This window comes from Chitinophagaceae bacterium C216 (genome assembly GCA_028485475.2).
GTDB classification, from domain to species: domain Bacteria; phylum Bacteroidota; class Bacteroidia; order Chitinophagales; family Chitinophagaceae; genus Niabella; species Niabella composti.
Genome location: CP144143.1, coordinates 2,154,860 through 2,172,775, shown reverse-complemented (window position 1 = coordinate 2,172,775; position 17,916 = coordinate 2,154,860). Strand labels below are relative to the sequence as shown.

Genomic DNA, 17,916 nt, shown 5'->3' with positions numbered 1-17,916 from the left:
AACACACCAAAATGATCAAACCTATAATAAAACTGCTCTTACTAATATTCGTTACATCGCTTAGCTGGCTATCTTGCAATCAGAATAGTACCTCTCGCAACCCTTCTGCATTATTTGACGAAAAAAACGATACTATTATCGCAAAGCGTCAAAACGAATTAAACCCCTCCTACGAATTAGGATTTTTGTCAAAATCTTACAGTTATTTTTGGATTGTAGATCAAGACACATTAAACTTTTCAATAAATGCACGGCAATATATAAAAGATAGCACTTTACACTTAAGTATATATCACAAAGAGCCGACAGCCTTTTCAACGGCTATAGTTCATATAGACGAATCACTCTCAATTATTCAAGAAGACTTTCCATTAACTAAGCTTGGTTCTATTTATTTCACATCACCTATTTATTATACAGATGTCATAAAAGAACTTTCAGTCGGATATGAAAAACAATTCGGACGAAAGAGTATCAGTTATGAGCAGCTCAATGAATTGCTTTTCCAATCGAACTTGAACAAACAAATCGATATTTTTGTAAGTTCGTTAAATAAAAAAGTAATAGAATACAGTATTGAAAAGTTTCATTTGACGGATAAACAATCTCTAGAATCCCATTTTAAAAATATAGATTTCTCCGAATTTCCGGAATATGTAATTGATGGCATAGGGCTTCAGGTGCAGCTAAGCGATGAATAATAAGCTGGTCCCTTCCGTCGTCATAATATCTAAACCAAGCAAGAAGAAGTTTTAATTGAATAGCTTAGTAAGTACTCTCTATAGATATTGCAAATACTTTAAAAGAAAGTTGATTAAATGATTTCACTGACAACACTAAGAAAATTGGCACTATCCTTTCCACAAGTGACAGAAGAACCGCACTTCGAAAAAATATCCTTTCGAGTGAAGAAAAAAATTTTCGTAACCTATGACGAGAAATCCAAAAGAGCCTGTCTTAAACTATCCGAAATACACCAAGATGTTTTTTCCGCAGTAGATAAAACAGTCATATACCCAGTAGAAAACAGTTGGGGTAAACAAGGTTGGACGTTCGTAGAAATGAGCAAAGTCTCCAAAGACTTGTTCGTCGATCTACTGACAACAGCATATTGCGATGTAGCTCCTCAAAAACTAGCACAACAAGTAAGACCAACAACTTGATGCAATAATAAACCTTTTATAGGTTTGTACGTTTAGACTATCTGATACATAGGCTTAACACAAATAGCGCTACGAAATCTGATATTCAGGTAGTGTTATGTACGAAATTAGTCAACCAAAACATAATCGATGCGTATATAAAGCGCTTGTACATTGATAACCAATAAAAATTAACCGTATGAAAAAGATTTTATCGCTACTGTTTCTTTTAACCTTGACAAACACATACGCCCAAAAAACTCCAATACAGCTACTTCCTTCTGGCCATATACTTGTAAAAGCGAAAATTGAAGGGAAAGAAGGTAATTTTATTTTTGACACTGGTGGAGGAATTAATCTTTTCTTCGATAGTTTCATAAAAAGTATAAAACCAGCCTCCACATACAATTTTCTCACTGCCTACAGAGCTACGAGCGAACGGATCAATGCTCCGATATACGAAAACAAAGAGATAGTATTTGCAGGCAAGAAGTTTTTCAAAGTCCCCTACACTAGTTTTGATCTGAAAGCAAACGGAATTGATGGTGTTATCTCGCTTCAGATGTTTAACGATACAGACATCCTCATTGATTATAATAATAAAGAAATTGTATTGACTGATTTCTCTAAAGAAGCTATTGCAAAATCTTTCGACATTCAACTCATTACCCATGCCGATAAATCCACCGATATTACTACTTACATTACTTTAAATGATAAATATACCATACAGGTTTTACTGGATTCGGGAGCAGGCGACAATTCCTTTTGGTTGAGCGACCGTTTCATCAATACATTAGGAATAGACAAATCGACATTGGAGATAACGGAAAAGAAAAGTGAATTTGATGAAAAGATCGTTACAAAATTTTACAAAGGCTCCATTAAGTCTATTTCCAATCAGTATGCCCGACGAGAAGCTCCTCAAGTTACTTTTGTGGAAGGATTGATTTACGAAGGGAAAACCAGTATTAATTGGTTAGGAAATAAAATTGGAATTAGCTTGAAAAACAAAAAAATATACATCCTTGATTAAGATACACGACGGATTTTTGAGCTGATTTAAGACCTAAGTCATTCGAAAGCTTCAATAATAAAATATGTTTGACTCTCCGTAATACAAAAGGCTTAGCTCTGACTCGTATTCATTATTATACTCACAATGATTGTCAAAAATTCTACACACCATATCATTATGGCTAGTGCCGAACTGCGTCATAGGCGCTTGCAATATATCATAGTGGTGTGCTCCTAAAAATCAGCCATTCCTGTGCAAACCCCGTTAACCAACCTCCATAGCCTGCGCAACTGCAAAACTATCTTCCAATAAAGTGTATTCCACAATTTTTTCTTCTTTTACAACAAAATGAATAAAAAATATTGAAGTCACTATTTTTCCAGTCTTAAGCATTTCAGTAGCAAAATCACCTTTAATAATCACATCGCTTCCCGTCATCAGTATTTTATGGATGCTTGCAGATAAAGGCACCGTAGCAGACCAAAGTAGTTTAAAAAATGCTTCCACTTCTGCCCTGCTATTACGTTTGCCAAGCCAAGCTATTCGCTTCTCATTTCCGGGAATCTGCCATTTCACATTCTCTGCAAAAAGATTGACAATACGATTTAGATCCCTCTGTTGTAAATATTCTAAAAAGGCTTCCACAATTTTCTTTGCATCGATCATACGCTCCCTTTGTTTAAAGCTTTTTGCTGTAAATAAGCCATCATCCCTACCCAGCCTGCTATGGTCATAATAATAATGAAGCCGAATATACTGACTAAGGAAGAAATAATAACAACTACTACCACCCTTACTATTACCCATGATACATCTAATGCAATAATAAGCTGGGTCCAATTTTTAGGAATAGGCTTTTACTAGCTGTCAGTAATACAAATAATGCAAAAACAATCAAAAAAACTCCTACTTCCCTAAACGGGACAATAGTATTGACACCGAACAATTTGGCAAAAAACTCAGGCACCGATGTTAACAGTAAACCTGTAATTCCAGAGCTGATAGCATTTGTAAATAAAATGTTTTTGAGCTTCATAACTTTTCGATTTTGTTTACACAAAAATATTTCGACCACAACCTTTAGCCATTATCATTACACGACATCTCATTAACACTTTACGACATTAAACACAATACTCACAGAACAACATGCTATCTTTACTGTATGAATTACAGAAAAACATTTTTGCAGGCCTTGTTTATTTTCTGTAAAGACAGAAATATGGATATTGATAAAATTGCTTCGTTATCCTCAATTAATATTCATGATTTGAATAGCAAATCCCGATACAAGGTCACCAACCATCAAATGGAAACCCTCTGGAAAAATATTGTTCATTTTTCCAATGACAAGTTGACTGGTCTACATTTTGGTGCAGCTATGCAGCTTGCTGCTTTAAACGCTGTGGGCCAGATTATTCAGACGAGCAGCACAGTGAAAGAAGCCTTGCAACATGCAGGAACATTGCTGCACCTGATTACTGATTACTATACAATGTTGATAGAAGAACAATCAAAAACATTCAGTGTTTCTTTTATCAAAAACAAGGGTTATGAAAAGTTCCCTTGCTCCATGAAGCATATAGGTGATTTCCTTGTAACATTTACCCTTTACGAAATGAGGGGGCTTTTACTCACAAATCCGGAACCTATAAAAATAGGAATACCCAGTTTTCATAAAGACTACAAAGCCGAATACGAAATCATATTTAACTGTAGGGTTAGTAAATCTGAAAATTACTCGATTAATTTTAAAAAGGAATTTTTAGCAACACCCATTATAACTGCCAACTATGAAATCCAAACATTGTTATTAAACCAAATACACCAGTTACAACAGCCACAAAAACTGAAGGGCAGCTTCTCCCGACGCATCTTCAATTACCTTATTACCAACTCTTACCTCTATGCAATGTCTATCGAAGCAGTTGCTGGTAATTTTAATATGAGTGTGAGAACCCTCCAACGGAAACTAAAAGAGGAAGGAATATCCTACCTGGTAATTGTGGAGGAAGTACGAAAAACGCTTGCCATCCATTATATTGAAAATAGTTCTTCATCCGTCAAAGAGATAGCAGCAATTATAGGATACTCCGAGCCAAGTGCATTCGTTAGGGCTTTCAAAAAGTGGACAGGCATAACCCCCTCTGCATACCGTACGTAATATGCAAGCTGACCGCACACGAAGGAAGATTGCATTTTTTTATAGATTAGCATATGAAATATATTTAAATCCTCAACCTTTATCAGTATTCAAAAAAATTGTCATAAAAAGTAGTACTCCAAAATCCGACATCAAATGGTAACATACCTTTCGCTTCTTCGTGGAATAAATGTTAGCGGCAAAAGAATTATTAAAATGGATGCCTTAAAACAGCTGTATGAAAAGTTAAAATTTAAAAATGTGCATACTTATGTCCAAAGCGGCAATGTCATATTCTCCGCAAATAAAGAAGATACAAAACAGCTTGCTCAAAAAATATCAGTGCAAATCGAAAAAGAATTTGGATTTGATGTTCCTGTTATAGTGCTTACTTCTACAAATTTAAAAGCAATTATAGATCACAACTTATTAGCAAAAGATAAATCGAAAAATGCAGAATTTCTACATGTAACATTTCTGGGAGATGTACCAGAAACATTTGATAAGGATGCTATTCTCAAAGTTAAACATCCGACAGAAGCCATCGAAATCACGTCTAGCGCAGTTTATTTATATTGCCCCAATGGATATGGTAAAACCAAGCTCAACAATACCTTTTTAGAAAAAAATCTTAAAGTACCTGCAACTACCCGAAACTGGAAGACAGTAAATGAATTGCTCAAATTATTAACAAGGGGGTCATTAGATAAATCGCAATCATAGCTCCCGCAATGGATGATAACACTAGCCCGTTATCCGTTGAACTATCGACTTGCAGTCGTGGTAATATCAGGGATAAAATATAATAGCTTTACACTCTTGAGCAAAAAGGCTACAACTTTACTGTATCTTAGTTATACACATTTCAATATTAGAGGGTGACGTAAATTTGAGTAAAAAACTTGCTTTACCAGCCCCATACATCAATCTGGAATTATATAATATGAAGAATACACTCATCCAAAATATCAGCAGATATATCTCTTTAAGTGAAGAGGAGACTCATATTATAGAAAAATTCTGGATAGAAAGATCCTTTGAGAAAGGTGAATATTTATTAAGGAATGGTGAAACTTGCCGTTATGATACCTATGTAGTGTCGGGGTCTGTAAAAACTTACTTTATAAACGACAAAACGGGAGAGGAAGAGATTCTATTTTTTGCTATCGATGACTGGTGGGCCACGGATATTGAGAGTTTCTCCAAACAGAAACCTTCGATGTATAACATTCAGGCCATAGAGGATACGAAAGTTTTACAAATCAGCTACACCTCATTTCAGCAATTGCTAGCAACTTTGCCCCGCTTAGAACGATACTTCCGCTTGATTCTGGAAAGCTATTTGGGTGCTTTGCAAAAGAGAATTATTTACCACAATGCTTTTGATGCAGAAAGCCGCTACTATGACTTCTTGGTCACTTACCCTGAAATTGCTAAAAAAGTTCCGCAATATTTAATTGCCTCTTATTTAGGAGTCTCAGCAGAGTTTATCAGTCGTATTCGCAGAAAAAATAAGTCTTCTTGACCTAGTTCAATTTTTAAAATTGACTGAATCATGAGTTTTGCCTCCTCAAACTAATCAGGCAGAATCTTATGATAAATCATCCTATTTTTCAACCAATCCCACTGTGGAATAGAAGTCTTAAAAATCGCACAGTTGTTGCACCCATGTCACGGGTAAGTGCAGATGCCGATGGAGTCGCCACTGATGAAATGGTGGACTACTACACTTCATTTGCCAAAGGCGCCTTCAGTGTCATCATCACCGAAGGGCTATACACAGATAACTTCGCTAGTCAGAGCTATGTATTTCAGCCCGGCATGGTCACAACAAAACACATAGAGTCATGGAAAAAAATCACTGATGTCGTACACAAGCATCATGCATTAATTATTGCACAACTAATGCATGGAGGAGCAATATCTCAGTATCAAAAAAGTACCATTGCTCCCTCGCCCATCCAGCCCAAAGGTGTCAAGTTAGCATCCTATGGAGGATCAGGGGCATTTTCAATACCCAAACCCATGACGTTACAGGATATAGAACAGGTTAAAGAAGGCTTCATTACAGCAGCAATTAATGCCTATAAGGCCGGATTTGACGGTATAGAGTTACATGCTGCAAACGGATATTTATTAGATCAATTTCTAACTCCTGAACTGAATATAAGACAAGATCACTATGGTGGAAACATTGAAAACCGCTATAGAATTGTAGCTGAAATTATATCAGGTATAAAACAGCAAGTTCCCAAACATTTCATCCTAGGGCTCCGTATCTCGGAGGGAAAAGTAAATGACCTCACATACCGATGGGAAAAAGGAATTGAAGCAGCAAAAGAATTAGCAGAGCAAATTAAAAGATCTGCACCGGACTATATACACGTTGCCGTTCAAACCGGAGAATGGGAACGGGATAGTTTTTATAATGAGAACACATCACTGGCATCGGTGATGAGAAGTACCACGCATATTCCAATAATCGCCAATGGAGGCCTACATAATTTAGACAAAGCCGAAAAAGCACTTAATGATAACCATGCAGATTTATTGTCCATTGGGAAAGCAGCACTGGCAGATCCGCATTGGCCCATCAAGACAATGAATTATCAACCCATAATCCCATTCCACAAAAATATGCTATGTCCCAAAGCGACTATTAGCCACACTAGAAATGTATTAGCAAGGCTCTGTTCCGAAACTACCTAGCGGTTTATTCAGATTGAATTTCTGATTGAACAAGAAATATATCAAATATAAATTAATGGTTTAACCTTAAAATTAGCTTACAATGAAAATATCACAAATTAAAATTACTCCTGACACCTATGCTCCATTTAATCTGGCACAGGGCTATCGTGTCGGTGATTTATTATTTATTTCAGGTCAGACAGCTATTGATGATAACGGACAATTAATTGGTATCGGGGATTTTGACGTACAGGCACAAAAAGCTTTTGAAAACCTTGAAAAGGTACTGAAAGCCGGAGGTTCCAGTCTCAAAAATGTAGTAAAAGTAACCATCCTCTTACGCGATATGAGTAATTTTAATAAGATTGTTAAGTTGAGAGAAAAATACTTCACAAAACCCTATCCTGCCGATACCATTTGCGAAGTATCCTCACTATTTTCATCCGAGGCGCTCATCGAAATTGAAGCGATAGCTGTAGCGGATGATGCAGCAGAATGGGAAAGATAACACTCGCAGATATGATTGTAAGGTTGAAATAGCGGGTAATGCAAAATCTTCAGCACTGTACCCGCCTATTTCTCTTTTTTGCTTATTGAATACTTTCAAGAAAGGCTGTAATGTCTTTAAGCGATTCTTTAGCCTGAACACTATCTTTATTGGTGAGGAGCCATACGTGGGTTTGATCCTGATAAGCTTTAAATTCCGAATGAGGCTGAATGGTGCTGATATATTCATGAAAGTTTTTAGAATCATCGTACAATATTTCATTTGTACCCACTAGAGCCAGCAAGGGAGGAAAACTTTTGAATACAATCTCACTGGGATTGGCCTCCGCATCACCATTCTCTTGAAGATAATTGCGGATACAATCCAGAATATACGCCTTAGTAAGAATCGGATCCAACTCTTGTCTTGTTTGATAAGAGTTGTTATTGCATTTAAAGTTTATAAGTGCAGAAATTAAAATGGCAGCATCTGGGATTCTGAAACCTTCCTTGACCAGCGCATTAATAGCTGTTACTGCCAAAGTTCCGCCAGCACTGTCTCCCATAAAAATAAGTTTGACTCCTTTATGGGATGCAACCAACATTTTATATACAGCTACAACCTCATTGATGGCTGCAGGATAGGGATGCTCTGGCGCCAGAGAATACTCAATAAAAAGAATTCTATGCCCGGTAGTATTCGACAATAAGCTCACTAAAGCCCTGTGCGACTCGATACTACCCAAAGAAAACCCTCCTCCATGCAGATAGACAATTATATTTTCTGAGCTAAGTTTTTCAGGTATAAACCAGTAACAGTTTACCCCAGCAATTTGTGTTTTATCTATCTTAACAGACTTCTCTACCGGATAAATCTTTCCAAGTGCTTCAAAGGAAGTCCGCTCAGTCTTGATTCTGTCCATAATCTCCTGTGCAACGGATGGTGTGTTCATTGTGATATGTGTTAAAAGAATTAATAAACTAAAAATTGTGTGTTTCATAACTTTTGTTTGCAAAAATAGATTTGACAGTATACTTTTGCAAGTAGTATATACAAAGTATACTAGTATACTTAAATATAGTATTGTTGATATTCACTTAGTTATATCATGAAAAAAACTGAAAAAATTTGTCCTGTAGAGCATTCTGTAAATATATTAGGTGGCAAATGGAAGCTACCAATCATTTATGCGCTAGTGTCAAATGGTACTGTTCGATTTAAAGAACTGGAAAGATTGGTAGCAGGCATTACCCCTAAGATGCTTACCACTCAGCTACGAAGTTTAGAGGCTGATGGTCTGGTTGGAAGAAAAGTATACCCTACCATCCCTCCTACCGTTGAATACTTTCTTACTGATATAGGGAAATCGATAAAACCGATGATTGCTGAACTAGAGAAATGGGGCCTATACCATCAAGAGATGCATTTGAAACCTAAAAAGAAGCGCTTAAAAAAGCAGTGCAATTAGAGGTATTGCCAATCCCATTTGAGTAACTGAGTATCGTAATAATCGGTTAAAAGTATCAACCTAGGAGTAGCGCCTCTTAATACTTTGCGATATATCTTTTACTAATATCGCAAAACATATCTGAATGAATATTCAGGCCAATATTAGTAAGATTGGGAATATGCTCTGTGGCTATCAGATAAACAATTTCGCATATTTCTCTTTCCGTAAAGTATTTCTTTAGTCGTGAGAATGTTTCCGGATTTATTTTTTTATCTTTTGTGAGCTCTGTTGCATAATCCAGTGCAGCTCTTTCAGCATCCGAAAAATAGGAACTTGACTGATACTCATGTATAGCATTAAACTTCTCTTCGGGCATAAGCTCTTTCAAGGCTTTATATCTTCCGATATCCATGCAGAATTCGCAAACGTTTATTCGTGCTACTTGATGCCGAATAAGGAAGACAAGTTCTTTGGGAATTATTAATTTCTTATCCAGCTCATATATTTTGGCACCAAACTTGCCAAACGCAACAGGCATCCTAGCAGCGAACACCTTTACGGGGGTGAGCACCTTTCCAAACTGTTTCTTTGTTAGGAAATAAACTAGCTTCATCATAAATCCTTTCGGACTTTCAATGGGGGGGGGTAAAAATGTTTGTACGTTGTCCATATTTCTGTATTTTAAATTTACACCCCTAAGACAATCGTATACGAGATTTTGTGACAAGAATTCTTACAAAAAGTCTTAAATACTCCGATACTGAACTACTAGTGAAAGTTCCACCTCTATGTATAATTATAATGTTACTTTTCTAACTTATGGTAAACTAGAAAGTGAGGCTCGAAATAGGTTAAGCTTATCCGGATTCAATACAGCAAAAACCTTTGAGATTTTATCTTTATGTATCGATAGAATTTGTATACAAGTTAGTTCCCCGTTTAGGCAAATGACTATGGCAGGTTGCGATAATACTTCCGTAAAAGAAAAACTGACAGGAGATTTTGCACTGCGAATAAGTTTGATAAAAAACTGAGCAATTTTTTCCTTTCCCATAAGAGGCTTTCCTAATGCAGGTACTTTACCACCACCATCGCCAAGCAAGGATATTTCATCGTTAAACAATGTAATCAAACCCTCTACATCGCCTTGATTAATGAGCGAGACAAAATTCCTTGCTGTGCTCAGTGCTCTTAAGTTGGAAGCCGGTTTATGCTTGAGATTGGTCATCTTTCTTTTCGCCCTACTGTACAATTGACGAGAGTTGTCCACCGAAATGTTTATAGCCTCTGCAATTTCTTTGTGACTAAAATCAAATGCTTCTTTCAAAACAAATACAGCACGCTCCGTTGCCGATAGCTGTTCCATTAAAAAAGCTAGCTCATAAGACAGTAGGTTCTGATTTTCAAAATGCGTTCCAGTAGTCTCACTTTCCGACATCGCTACAAAGGGCTCAGGAAGCCATAATCCCTTATAATGTAATCGCTGCTCCCGTTTCTTCAGATTTAGACAATGATTAATTGTCGCTCGAATAATATAATTCCTCTTATCAGTCACATACTCAGGAATGGAATTCTCCAAAAGTTTAAGATTGATATCCTGAACAACATCTCGAGTAGTATTGTAGTCGCCGGTCATATTATAGGCAACTGAAAATATGAGCTTGTCGAAATTCATCAAATTCTATTCTTTGTTTTGAGCAATAAGAAAATACGCTTATCAAAATCCAAAAGCCTTTCATAATCATAAAATATAAATAGAGCATATACCCAATACTATAGCCCATTAGTACGCTCTATCCCATCCTTATATTCACCCCCCTTGGTTACATCGAACATTAGAATAATATAGTACTTCGCGATGTTCCATGAGAGCTGAAAGTGCTATCTACTCTTGTAATATTACCATTAGTAACAATAAAATTGCAAATCAGTTTTTAAGAAATGATTATTAGAGCAAAATTTATCATAATTTCCGAACTTAGGGCTTTAATTCAATACTAGTAATTCTCAATATTTCATTGCCCCAAACCTATGACAATGATGCTTGCAGCAAGTTTTTCACAAACACAGTTGTTCTTAAAACATACATTTTTCTTTTCGCTACGACATTTTAGGGTAATAATTGGCTTGGCCTTTATAGCCGGCTTGGGACGTTATATTCAATTAAAAGGATTCGGCGATATTCATTCCTTAACTAATATTTTATTAGAGATTATCGTAGAAGGTGCTAGAGTATTATTATTGCTATACATTCTGGGACTCGCTGATATTAAAAAAGGGGTGCTACGAATAAAACACTTTCTTACCGACAAAGAGAAGAGAGCGCAATTTGGAACTGTTTTTCGTCAGCATGTAAAAATGTATTGGAAAGCTATAATATTAAGCCTGATTGGATTTTCAATTATCGCATGGCTACTCAATTATTGCATTGATGTAATCATATATAAAACGTCACTCATCTCATTTCTAAAAGACAAAGGCATTCTGAACCCTCAAGCATCAGAATGGCCTGTATTACTATTTATCAAAAACCTTACAGTGATTCCTTATACATTGGTATTTGAAACACTCTTGCTTCTTTGGTTAGCTGGAAGATTGATAATCCTCAAAAAATAATATTTAATACAGGTTTATAAAATTTTATTCAAAAAATCTCATTCTTTTTAGATCGCTTTTCTAATTTGCAGCAAGCTAACATTTTCATTATTATTGATGCAATAAAGTATGTAATGTCTCTATATCGTTTCTATCAATGATACCCCAAGCAAACAATAAGTAATAATATAGTTTATAATTAATTCTAAAACCAATCTTGTGAAAAAAATTATTTTAGATCTTACCGTGTCCCTTGATGGTTTTATAGAAGGCAATAATAAAGAAATAGACTGGATTGTTTTCGACGATGAACTAGCAGAGACGCTATACCGATTTGCCGATGAAATAGACACGGTTCTTTACGGTAGGGTTAGTTATGAAGCCTATGGTAATTATGTTCCAGCAGATGACGCAAGTCAGTTTGAAAAAGACTTTTACGCCCAAATACACACCAAAAGAAAATATGTATTTTCAAGGCAAACTCTCCCTCTTACCGGAAATTATACGCTGATACAAGACAACATCGTAAATGAAGTGAGAAAAATAAAAGAAAGCTCCGAAAAAGATATCTGGTTATTTGGGGGAGCAGGACTGATATCCACCTTTCTTAATCACGATTTAATTGATGAAATGAGAATCACTGTCAATCCGGTAGTAATAGGTGGAGGCATCCCGCTATTCAAAGAAATTAATAATCGAAAAAACTTACGCCTTATCAATACCCGCACATACCGTTGCGGCGTAGTAGGATTGTACTATGAACCTATAAGGGATGTAATTCAATAGCATATTGGGGAAGCAATTTGATATTAGACTATAAATACTTCGACGATGGATAAAGTAAACTTATCGGAGAAATTTGCACTCTTTACTGACCACTGGTCGCCTAAGATTGTTGGTGAACTTAACGGACAATACGTAAAACTCGCCAAATTCAAAGGCGAATTTGTATGGCATAAGCACGATAATGAGGATGAGATGTTTTTGGTAGTAGATGGCATATTAAAAATCGAATTTCGAGATAAGACAGTAACATTAAATAAAGATGAATTTATAATCGTACCTAAAGGCACGGAACATAGACCTATTGCAGAAAACGAAGTACTAGTAATGCTGTTTGAACCAGCAACTACGCTTAATACCGGCGATGTAACCAATGAGCTCACCCAATACCAGTTGGACAAACTATAAATGATAAAATGCATTAAGTACGAAGGCTCCGGAATCCAGAGCCTTCTTTTATTATTTCATCTTCTGAAAAAACTCATATAATTGCCCTACATCACCCGAGCAAAGAAGGGGCATCGCTTCAGCAAGCAGCTTTTCGTCCCAATTCCACCACTGCATCTCTAGGAGCTTTTCGATATCCTCATCACAAAATCGCTTCCTGATTAGCTTGGCAGGATTACCTCCTACAATGGCATAAGGCTCTACATCCTTTGTTACCAGCGCCCGGCTACCAATTACTGCACCGTCACCTATCCGAACTCCCGGCATGATTATGGCTTCACTGCCAATCCACACATCATTTCCAACAATAGTATCACTCGCTTTTTGAAATGCATCCCGGCTTTTACTAAAAGTAGCTACCTCGGGCATATAGAAAAAAGGGAAGCTAGATATCCAATCATAACGATGCCCTTGGTTCCCCGCCATGATAAAACTTGCTCCGCTACCTATGGAACAAAAAGAGCCGATAATCAATTTATCAACATCATCTCTATCTGGGAATAGATAGCGAGCACAATCATCAAATGAATGGCCATGATAATAAGCGGAGTAATAAGAATATTTACCTGCAATAATATTGGGATTCGCAATGTGATCTTTAATAATCTTCCCTTTAAAAGGGCTTTCGAAGAAATTTTCCATGATTAGATATTTACTTTAATAATGAGACAATAGAAATCCGAAGAATAATCCTAAACTATCCTTCTGCGTTAATTGTGTAAAGTAAATAGTCTAATCTGCGAGTTCCATGGTGCAAAAGTAGCAAAAGAATTAATACAAGATATACGATTCCTTTAATTATACGTACCTCATATTAATCAAGATCGGTATTCCGCAATCATCATTTTTATGCGATTGTATTCGAATGATAAAACATTTCTGAAACAAATCCATATTCAACGCACCATTCAGCTATAAGCTTAAAGTAGCCGTCAATAAGATCGGTTATGCCGGCTTTTATTTATATTAAAAAATCTTTCAACTTTTAATGACTGCATTTTGAAAATACAATAATGCTTCAATCTTAATTTACAAATACTGTTATGTGACAGATTGGAGGAATCGTCAAAGTGATAAGACAAAGTCATCTACAAAAAATTGTCTATAATGGACAATCGTATCCGAACGAAACAGATTTTAACCTTCCGTCACTTATGAATATACTAGACGGTTTATAAAATGCGTAAGAAAGTACAATACAAAAAAGCATTAATGACCTGCATAGCTATTTATCCAAGTCTTACTTTGATGCTATGGCTTTTCGGAGAACCATTGGGTAAGCTTTGTCTACTATTACGCACTTTGATATTAACGAGAATATTGATAGCACTACTTTCTTATGTGTTATTACCGTTACTTCAAGAACTATTTGAAAATTGGTGTAACTCATAACAGATATGCCTAAATGGCTTCTTTAGAAAAGAAGCTACTACAGCTACTATTTTTTTATAACTTTATATGGTAATATTATTTTAGCTAGCCAACAGTATTAAGAACTTTCTCAAAAATGGAAGCACCGCAAGCAACAAAATATTTTGCAAGTCGGAAAGAGTGGCGAAAATGGCTAACAAAAAACTTTGAAACGGCTAAAGAAATTTGGCTTGTATTTCCGCTGAAGGCTTCCCATAAAAAAGCCATACCATATAATGATGCTGTGGAAGAAGCTCTTTGCTTTGGCTGGATCGACAGTACTGTAAAATCATTAGACAGAGAACATAAAATACAACGCTTTACTCCTCGAAACCCTAAAAGTTCCTATTCGCAAGCCAACAAGGAGAGACTAAAATGGTTGCTCGAACATAAAATGATACATCCCAAACTGATAGATGAAGTACAGAAGATCGTAGCAGAACCCTTTCGTTTTCCTAAAGACATTATTGACAGAATAAAGGCTGATAAAATTGTCTGGAAAAATTATCAAAATTTATCAGAATCGTATAAGAGGATCAGAATCGCTTATATTGACAGCGCTAGAAATAGGCCTGCAGAGTTTGAAAAAAGATTAAATAACTTCATTAGCAAAACAAGAGCAAACAAGCTTATCCCAGGAGTTGGAGGAATAGAAAAATATTATTAACCCAGCATTTTCCTAACCATGCAATACAAAGCTTATCCCATCAATATAACAAAGGATACGCTAAAACTCTTTGACTCTATAGCAATTCCAACTCATTGATAGTTCTAAGTAATGCTATAATAATTATAAAATAATGTATTGCCAATTGAAGCACTAAACCTACATGAATGTTGAAAATGACAAAAAGTGCGTATACCATACAACTATCCCCCACCCGTATTACCAAACTAGATGCACTGTTTCAGATACCACTCGACAAAGACGGAGGTTACATAGCAGCATTTATCCCCGACAATCCATCAGACAAAAACGCTTATTTGGCCAAGCATACAAAATTACTTAACGCCTCTTCTATCAACTAGCATACCATTTGGCTTAGCGATACGATAGTAGGCAGCATTTCTAGGTTTATCATGGAAGAACAGGCTGAAATTACTTATTGGATTGACAAAAGGTTCTTGGGACGTTGCATTGCCACTCAAGCCCTGCAAATATTTCTTCTACTTGACCGACGCGACCTATCTTCGGCCGTGTAGCATATGATAATATAGGCTCGCAAAAGTATTAGAGAAATGTGGGCTCATACGAATAGGTTAAATATAAATTATGCAAACGCCCGCCACGCAGAAATTGAAGAGCTCATTTACAAATTGGCTTGACTGTTTGGAATACTATTTTACCTGACAGCCAAATCCAGCTACCCATCTTAATAAACTCATTTTTATGTATTTATAATACAAAACTAATTGCAAATTACAACCAACCCGCATTTATTAATAAATATACATATTTGTTTATAAGCAAATCAATAATATAGACTCCGATAAGCATACTACAGGCCAGTCTCTGATATTGGGGTGTAATAAATCTTTCACTAAAAAGAATCAATAACTACACAATTAAGTATTGTGCTTGGCCTCCAGCAGCAGATGTTCTTAATAATATCTTCCCTGTGCAATTTGCAACCGAGTGCATCGATCTATAAAAATCCGTTGGCTTAAATATAGATTAGTGTTACAACATTTGGTATAAACTTGAACTTATATAAATTTGCTCAACAATATAGCATTATATGCCGAATATAGTGCTGGTAAGTTTTTATAAAACCAAGACTAAAATGGTACAGCAAGTTTTTCATTTTCCAAGGATAGCCCCCGGGAAAATGTAGCCTGTCTGATAAACCTTATTGCTTATGAAACAGTTTCTTCAAATCGTCATATTATTATTCGGAATACAATTTTCTTCGTGGGCTCAGAATGACAGTATCTCCAAGATTGATATCTCAGAGGATGTCCTTACCTTAATTTGTGGAACTCATTAAGGATAACACAGGTCTCATAATTACAAAAATAGAGGATATTGACTGGGCTAAATTCTGGGATATAAAAACATACGAAGCCGAATCGAATTTGATTACGATTTTTGTTTATTTTAAAACTAAACTATATAAATACATAGAACAACGGGATAGTGATGATAAACCATATTCCAGGCGAGAAAGCACTACTGACTTCATCTCCTTAAAAATTCCTCGTTCAGAACAATCAAAAATTGAGCAAATAAAAGCAGTGGCAGAGAAATTACATCAATTGGCACTGGCAGGTCATCCTGTACTAAATATCGAATAGCTAACAAACAGCCACCGGATCAATTTTATAAATATGAGTATCTCTTTGACGGTACTATGATTGAAAATTCTAAACGCCCTACCTACACTTCTTCTGAACGCGAAATAGCGAAGATTATTGAAATTCTAATGAAGAACATTAAAAAGAACTCCAACGACATCAACTTTAAAGTCGATGATTTTGGATTTGAATTATTCTTTTTTCGATACGAAGGTGACCAAAAACTGCAATTCCGAAGACGTATCGCATATAAAAAACTAAAAGGCATTAATCTTGAAGACAATGAAATCATCTTTAAAGGAGAAGCCGAAACCAATCCTGTAAATTCCTATAAATCAACTAAAGAAGAGAATCTGATTTTTGAATTCGATAAATCAAAAATTAGTGATGAAAAATTAAGAGGCTTACTAGGACTACTAAAATATATTGTATGGACAAAAGGTGTAGATCTTCCCCCATTAACTTTCTAAATCCATGCATTTCGCAATTAAAACAATATCTAAATTTGCATCCAATATAAAACAATTCTAAAATCAAAACTATTCACGAACTTATAATGGCTTTTTAACTAGTACAAGATGACACAAAGAATATCCAAAGCGATCTTTGCTCTACTTGCTATTATTATTGGCCTTTATCCAAGTATTTATTTTTTTCTGCAAGTAAGAAATATAGGTCTTTTAAGTACAAAGACTAACGAACTATTGACAAATATTTATTGGAATATTGGCTTCTATACGCATATCATTTTTGGAGGAATTTCTTTGCTGGTAGGCTGGATGCAATTCAACAAAAGACTGCTCCATCGGAAGCCCTCTCTGCACCGACTTATTGGAAAAATCTATGCCATATCTGTTTTCTTAAGTGGTCTTGCCGGTATTGGAATTGGTTTTACTGCTACCGGAGGCTTTATTGCATCCCTAGGATTTATTAGCCTGGGAATAGTTTGGGTTGCAACTACCTTACTAGCCTATCTAGAAATTAGAAACGGAAAAATTGAACAACATCGTAAGTTGATGATTTATAGCTATGCTGCTTGTTTTGCCGCAGTAACATTGAGAATATGGTTGCCCCTGCTCATGATAACTCTCGGGGATTATCTATTTGCTTATAGAATTGTAGCGTGGCTGTGTTGGGTTCCTAATATTATAGCAGCATATTTTATTGTGAAAACATTAAAACCGTATAATGCTTAAAGTCATTATACTGATAGTGCTAAAAATACTTAGCAAGTTATAAATAAGGGTGAGGAATATGTGTACACTTCAGCTATATGCATAAAAAAGTAATGAATTTCATTGCTGCCGATTACTTATTTCATAGACATATGCCGGTTCAATACATAGTAAAGCATTTTAGTATGGTAAATGCTCTATAATTAATAAGAAAATATTGTTAGTACGAGAGTATTTGAGGATTCTGTGAATTGGGGCAATATAAGTCACCCGCCGTGTA

The 17,916-nt window shown here is 35.8% G+C and carries 22 protein-coding genes; 17 read left to right on the top strand and 5 right to left on the bottom strand.

All coding sequences use genetic code 11. The features are described from left to right. Nucleotides 1-11 precede the first annotated feature (11 nt). The 3 genes from PIECOFPK_RS09295 (at nt 12) to PIECOFPK_RS09285 (ending at nt 2,178) form a co-directional block, all read left to right on the top strand. Nucleotides 12-701 (top strand): hypothetical protein, encoded by a 690-nt coding sequence (locus PIECOFPK_RS09295; protein ID WP_330975415.1) that lies wholly within the window; start codon nt 12-14, stop codon nt 699-701. Between the two features lie 117 nt (nt 702-818). Next, nucleotides 819-1,163: an MmcQ/YjbR family DNA-binding protein gene (locus PIECOFPK_RS09290; RefSeq protein ID WP_409965689.1), complete on the top strand. Its 345-nt coding sequence runs from the start codon at nt 819-821 to the stop codon at nt 1,161-1,163. 178 nt (nt 1,164-1,341) lie between these two features. Continuing rightward, nucleotides 1,342-2,178, top strand: a complete 837-nt coding sequence (locus tag PIECOFPK_RS09285; RefSeq protein WP_409965688.1) for a hypothetical protein — start codon at nt 1,342-1,344, stop codon at nt 2,176-2,178. A gap of 246 nt (nt 2,179-2,424) precedes the next feature. Here the strand turns inward: PIECOFPK_RS09285 and PIECOFPK_RS09280 are convergent, their stop codons facing one another. Further along, entirely contained in the window at nt 2,425-2,826 is a 402-nt protein-coding gene (locus tag PIECOFPK_RS09280) for a nuclear transport factor 2 family protein (protein WP_409965687.1), read from the bottom strand. Nucleotides 2,827-3,325: 499 nt separating this feature from the next. On the opposite strand from PIECOFPK_RS09280, the gene PIECOFPK_RS09275 reads away from it, so the two are divergent. From PIECOFPK_RS09275 to PIECOFPK_RS09255, 5 genes are all read left to right on the top strand, one after another. After that, nucleotides 3,326-4,324, top strand: a complete 999-nt coding sequence (locus tag PIECOFPK_RS09275) for a helix-turn-helix domain-containing protein (RefSeq protein WP_409965686.1) — start codon at nt 3,326-3,328, stop codon at nt 4,322-4,324. A 135-nt stretch (nt 4,325-4,459) separates the two neighbouring features. Then, nucleotides 4,460-5,026: a DUF1697 domain-containing protein gene (locus PIECOFPK_RS09270; protein ID WP_409965685.1), complete on the top strand. Its 567-nt coding sequence runs from the start codon at nt 4,460-4,462 to the stop codon at nt 5,024-5,026. A 220-nt stretch (nt 5,027-5,246) separates the two neighbouring features. Next, complete coding sequence (locus PIECOFPK_RS09265; RefSeq protein ID WP_409965684.1) at nt 5,247-5,828, top strand: Crp/Fnr family transcriptional regulator; 582 nt, start codon at nt 5,247-5,249, stop codon at nt 5,826-5,828. Nucleotides 5,829-5,896: 68 nt separating this feature from the next. After that, entirely contained in the window at nt 5,897-7,012 is a 1,116-nt protein-coding gene (locus PIECOFPK_RS09260) for an NADH:flavin oxidoreductase (RefSeq protein WP_409965683.1), read from the top strand. A gap of 82 nt (nt 7,013-7,094) precedes the next feature. After that, nucleotides 7,095-7,502 (top strand): RidA family protein, encoded by a 408-nt coding sequence (locus tag PIECOFPK_RS09255; RefSeq protein WP_409965682.1) that lies wholly within the window; start codon nt 7,095-7,097, stop codon nt 7,500-7,502. An 82-nt stretch (nt 7,503-7,584) separates the two neighbouring features. Here PIECOFPK_RS09255 and PIECOFPK_RS09250 read toward each other — a convergent pair whose 3' ends face one another. Next, nucleotides 7,585-8,433 (bottom strand): alpha/beta hydrolase fold domain-containing protein, encoded by an 849-nt coding sequence (locus PIECOFPK_RS09250; RefSeq protein WP_409965681.1) that lies wholly within the window; start codon nt 8,431-8,433, stop codon nt 7,585-7,587. Nucleotides 8,434-8,589: 156 nt separating this feature from the next. On the opposite strand from PIECOFPK_RS09250, the gene PIECOFPK_RS09245 reads away from it, so the two are divergent. Beyond that, nucleotides 8,590-8,949 carry a winged helix-turn-helix transcriptional regulator gene (locus PIECOFPK_RS09245; protein ID WP_409965680.1) on the top strand — a complete coding sequence of 120 codons (360 nt, stop codon included), beginning with the start codon at nt 8,590-8,592 and terminating at the stop codon, nt 8,947-8,949. A gap of 76 nt (nt 8,950-9,025) precedes the next feature. On the opposite strand, the gene PIECOFPK_RS09240 is transcribed toward PIECOFPK_RS09245, so the two are convergent. Both PIECOFPK_RS09240 and PIECOFPK_RS09235 read right to left on the bottom strand, forming a co-directional pair. Then, the gene (locus tag PIECOFPK_RS09240; protein ID WP_409965679.1) at nt 9,026-9,601 is read right to left on the bottom strand and encodes a carboxymuconolactone decarboxylase family protein; all 576 of its coding nucleotides are present in this window, start codon (nt 9,599-9,601) and stop codon (nt 9,026-9,028) included. Nucleotides 9,602-9,748: 147 nt separating this feature from the next. Next, the gene (locus tag PIECOFPK_RS09235; protein WP_409965678.1) at nt 9,749-10,606 is read right to left on the bottom strand and encodes a sigma-70 family RNA polymerase sigma factor; all 858 of its coding nucleotides are present in this window, start codon (nt 10,604-10,606) and stop codon (nt 9,749-9,751) included. A gap of 362 nt (nt 10,607-10,968) precedes the next feature. Between PIECOFPK_RS09235 and PIECOFPK_RS09230 the strand changes: the two genes are divergently transcribed. The 3 genes from PIECOFPK_RS09230 (at nt 10,969) to PIECOFPK_RS09220 (ending at nt 12,717) form a co-directional block, all read left to right on the top strand. Further along, on the top strand, nt 10,969-11,547 hold the full coding sequence (locus PIECOFPK_RS09230; protein ID WP_409965677.1) for a hypothetical protein: 579 nt from the start codon (nt 10,969-10,971) through the stop codon (nt 11,545-11,547). 198 nt (nt 11,548-11,745) lie between these two features. Next, nucleotides 11,746-12,312 (top strand): dihydrofolate reductase family protein, encoded by a 567-nt coding sequence (locus tag PIECOFPK_RS09225; protein WP_409965676.1) that lies wholly within the window; start codon nt 11,746-11,748, stop codon nt 12,310-12,312. Nucleotides 12,313-12,357: 45 nt separating this feature from the next. Continuing rightward, nucleotides 12,358-12,717, top strand: coding sequence for a cupin domain-containing protein (locus tag PIECOFPK_RS09220; protein WP_330975431.1), 360 nt, complete (start codon nt 12,358-12,360; stop codon nt 12,715-12,717). 51 nt (nt 12,718-12,768) lie between these two features. Here PIECOFPK_RS09220 and catB read toward each other — a convergent pair whose 3' ends face one another. Next, on the bottom strand, nt 12,769-13,398 hold the full coding sequence (catB, locus tag PIECOFPK_RS09215; protein WP_409965675.1) for a type B chloramphenicol O-acetyltransferase: 630 nt from the start codon (nt 13,396-13,398) through the stop codon (nt 12,769-12,771). Between the two features lie 865 nt (nt 13,399-14,263). Between catB and PIECOFPK_RS09210 the strand changes: the two genes are divergently transcribed. The 5 genes from PIECOFPK_RS09210 to PIECOFPK_RS09190 all read left to right on the top strand — a co-directional run bounded on the left by PIECOFPK_RS09210 (nt 14,264) and on the right by PIECOFPK_RS09190 (nt 17,657). After that, nucleotides 14,264-14,833, top strand: coding sequence for a YdeI/OmpD-associated family protein (locus tag PIECOFPK_RS09210; RefSeq protein WP_409965674.1), 570 nt, complete (start codon nt 14,264-14,266; stop codon nt 14,831-14,833). Nucleotides 14,834-15,000: 167 nt separating this feature from the next. Continuing rightward, nucleotides 15,001-15,195 (top strand): hypothetical protein, encoded by a 195-nt coding sequence (locus PIECOFPK_RS09205; protein ID WP_409965673.1) that lies wholly within the window; start codon nt 15,001-15,003, stop codon nt 15,193-15,195. Between the two features lie 945 nt (nt 15,196-16,140). Next, the gene (locus PIECOFPK_RS09200) at nt 16,141-16,461 is read left to right on the top strand and encodes a hypothetical protein (RefSeq protein WP_330975435.1); all 321 of its coding nucleotides are present in this window, start codon (nt 16,141-16,143) and stop codon (nt 16,459-16,461) included. 56 nt (nt 16,462-16,517) lie between these two features. After that, on the top strand, nt 16,518-16,931 hold the full coding sequence (locus tag PIECOFPK_RS09195) for a hypothetical protein (protein WP_330975436.1): 414 nt from the start codon (nt 16,518-16,520) through the stop codon (nt 16,929-16,931). A gap of 108 nt (nt 16,932-17,039) precedes the next feature. Next, the gene (locus tag PIECOFPK_RS09190) at nt 17,040-17,657 is read left to right on the top strand and encodes a DUF2306 domain-containing protein (RefSeq protein WP_409965672.1); all 618 of its coding nucleotides are present in this window, start codon (nt 17,040-17,042) and stop codon (nt 17,655-17,657) included. The last annotated feature ends 259 nt before the right edge of the window (nt 17,658-17,916 follow it).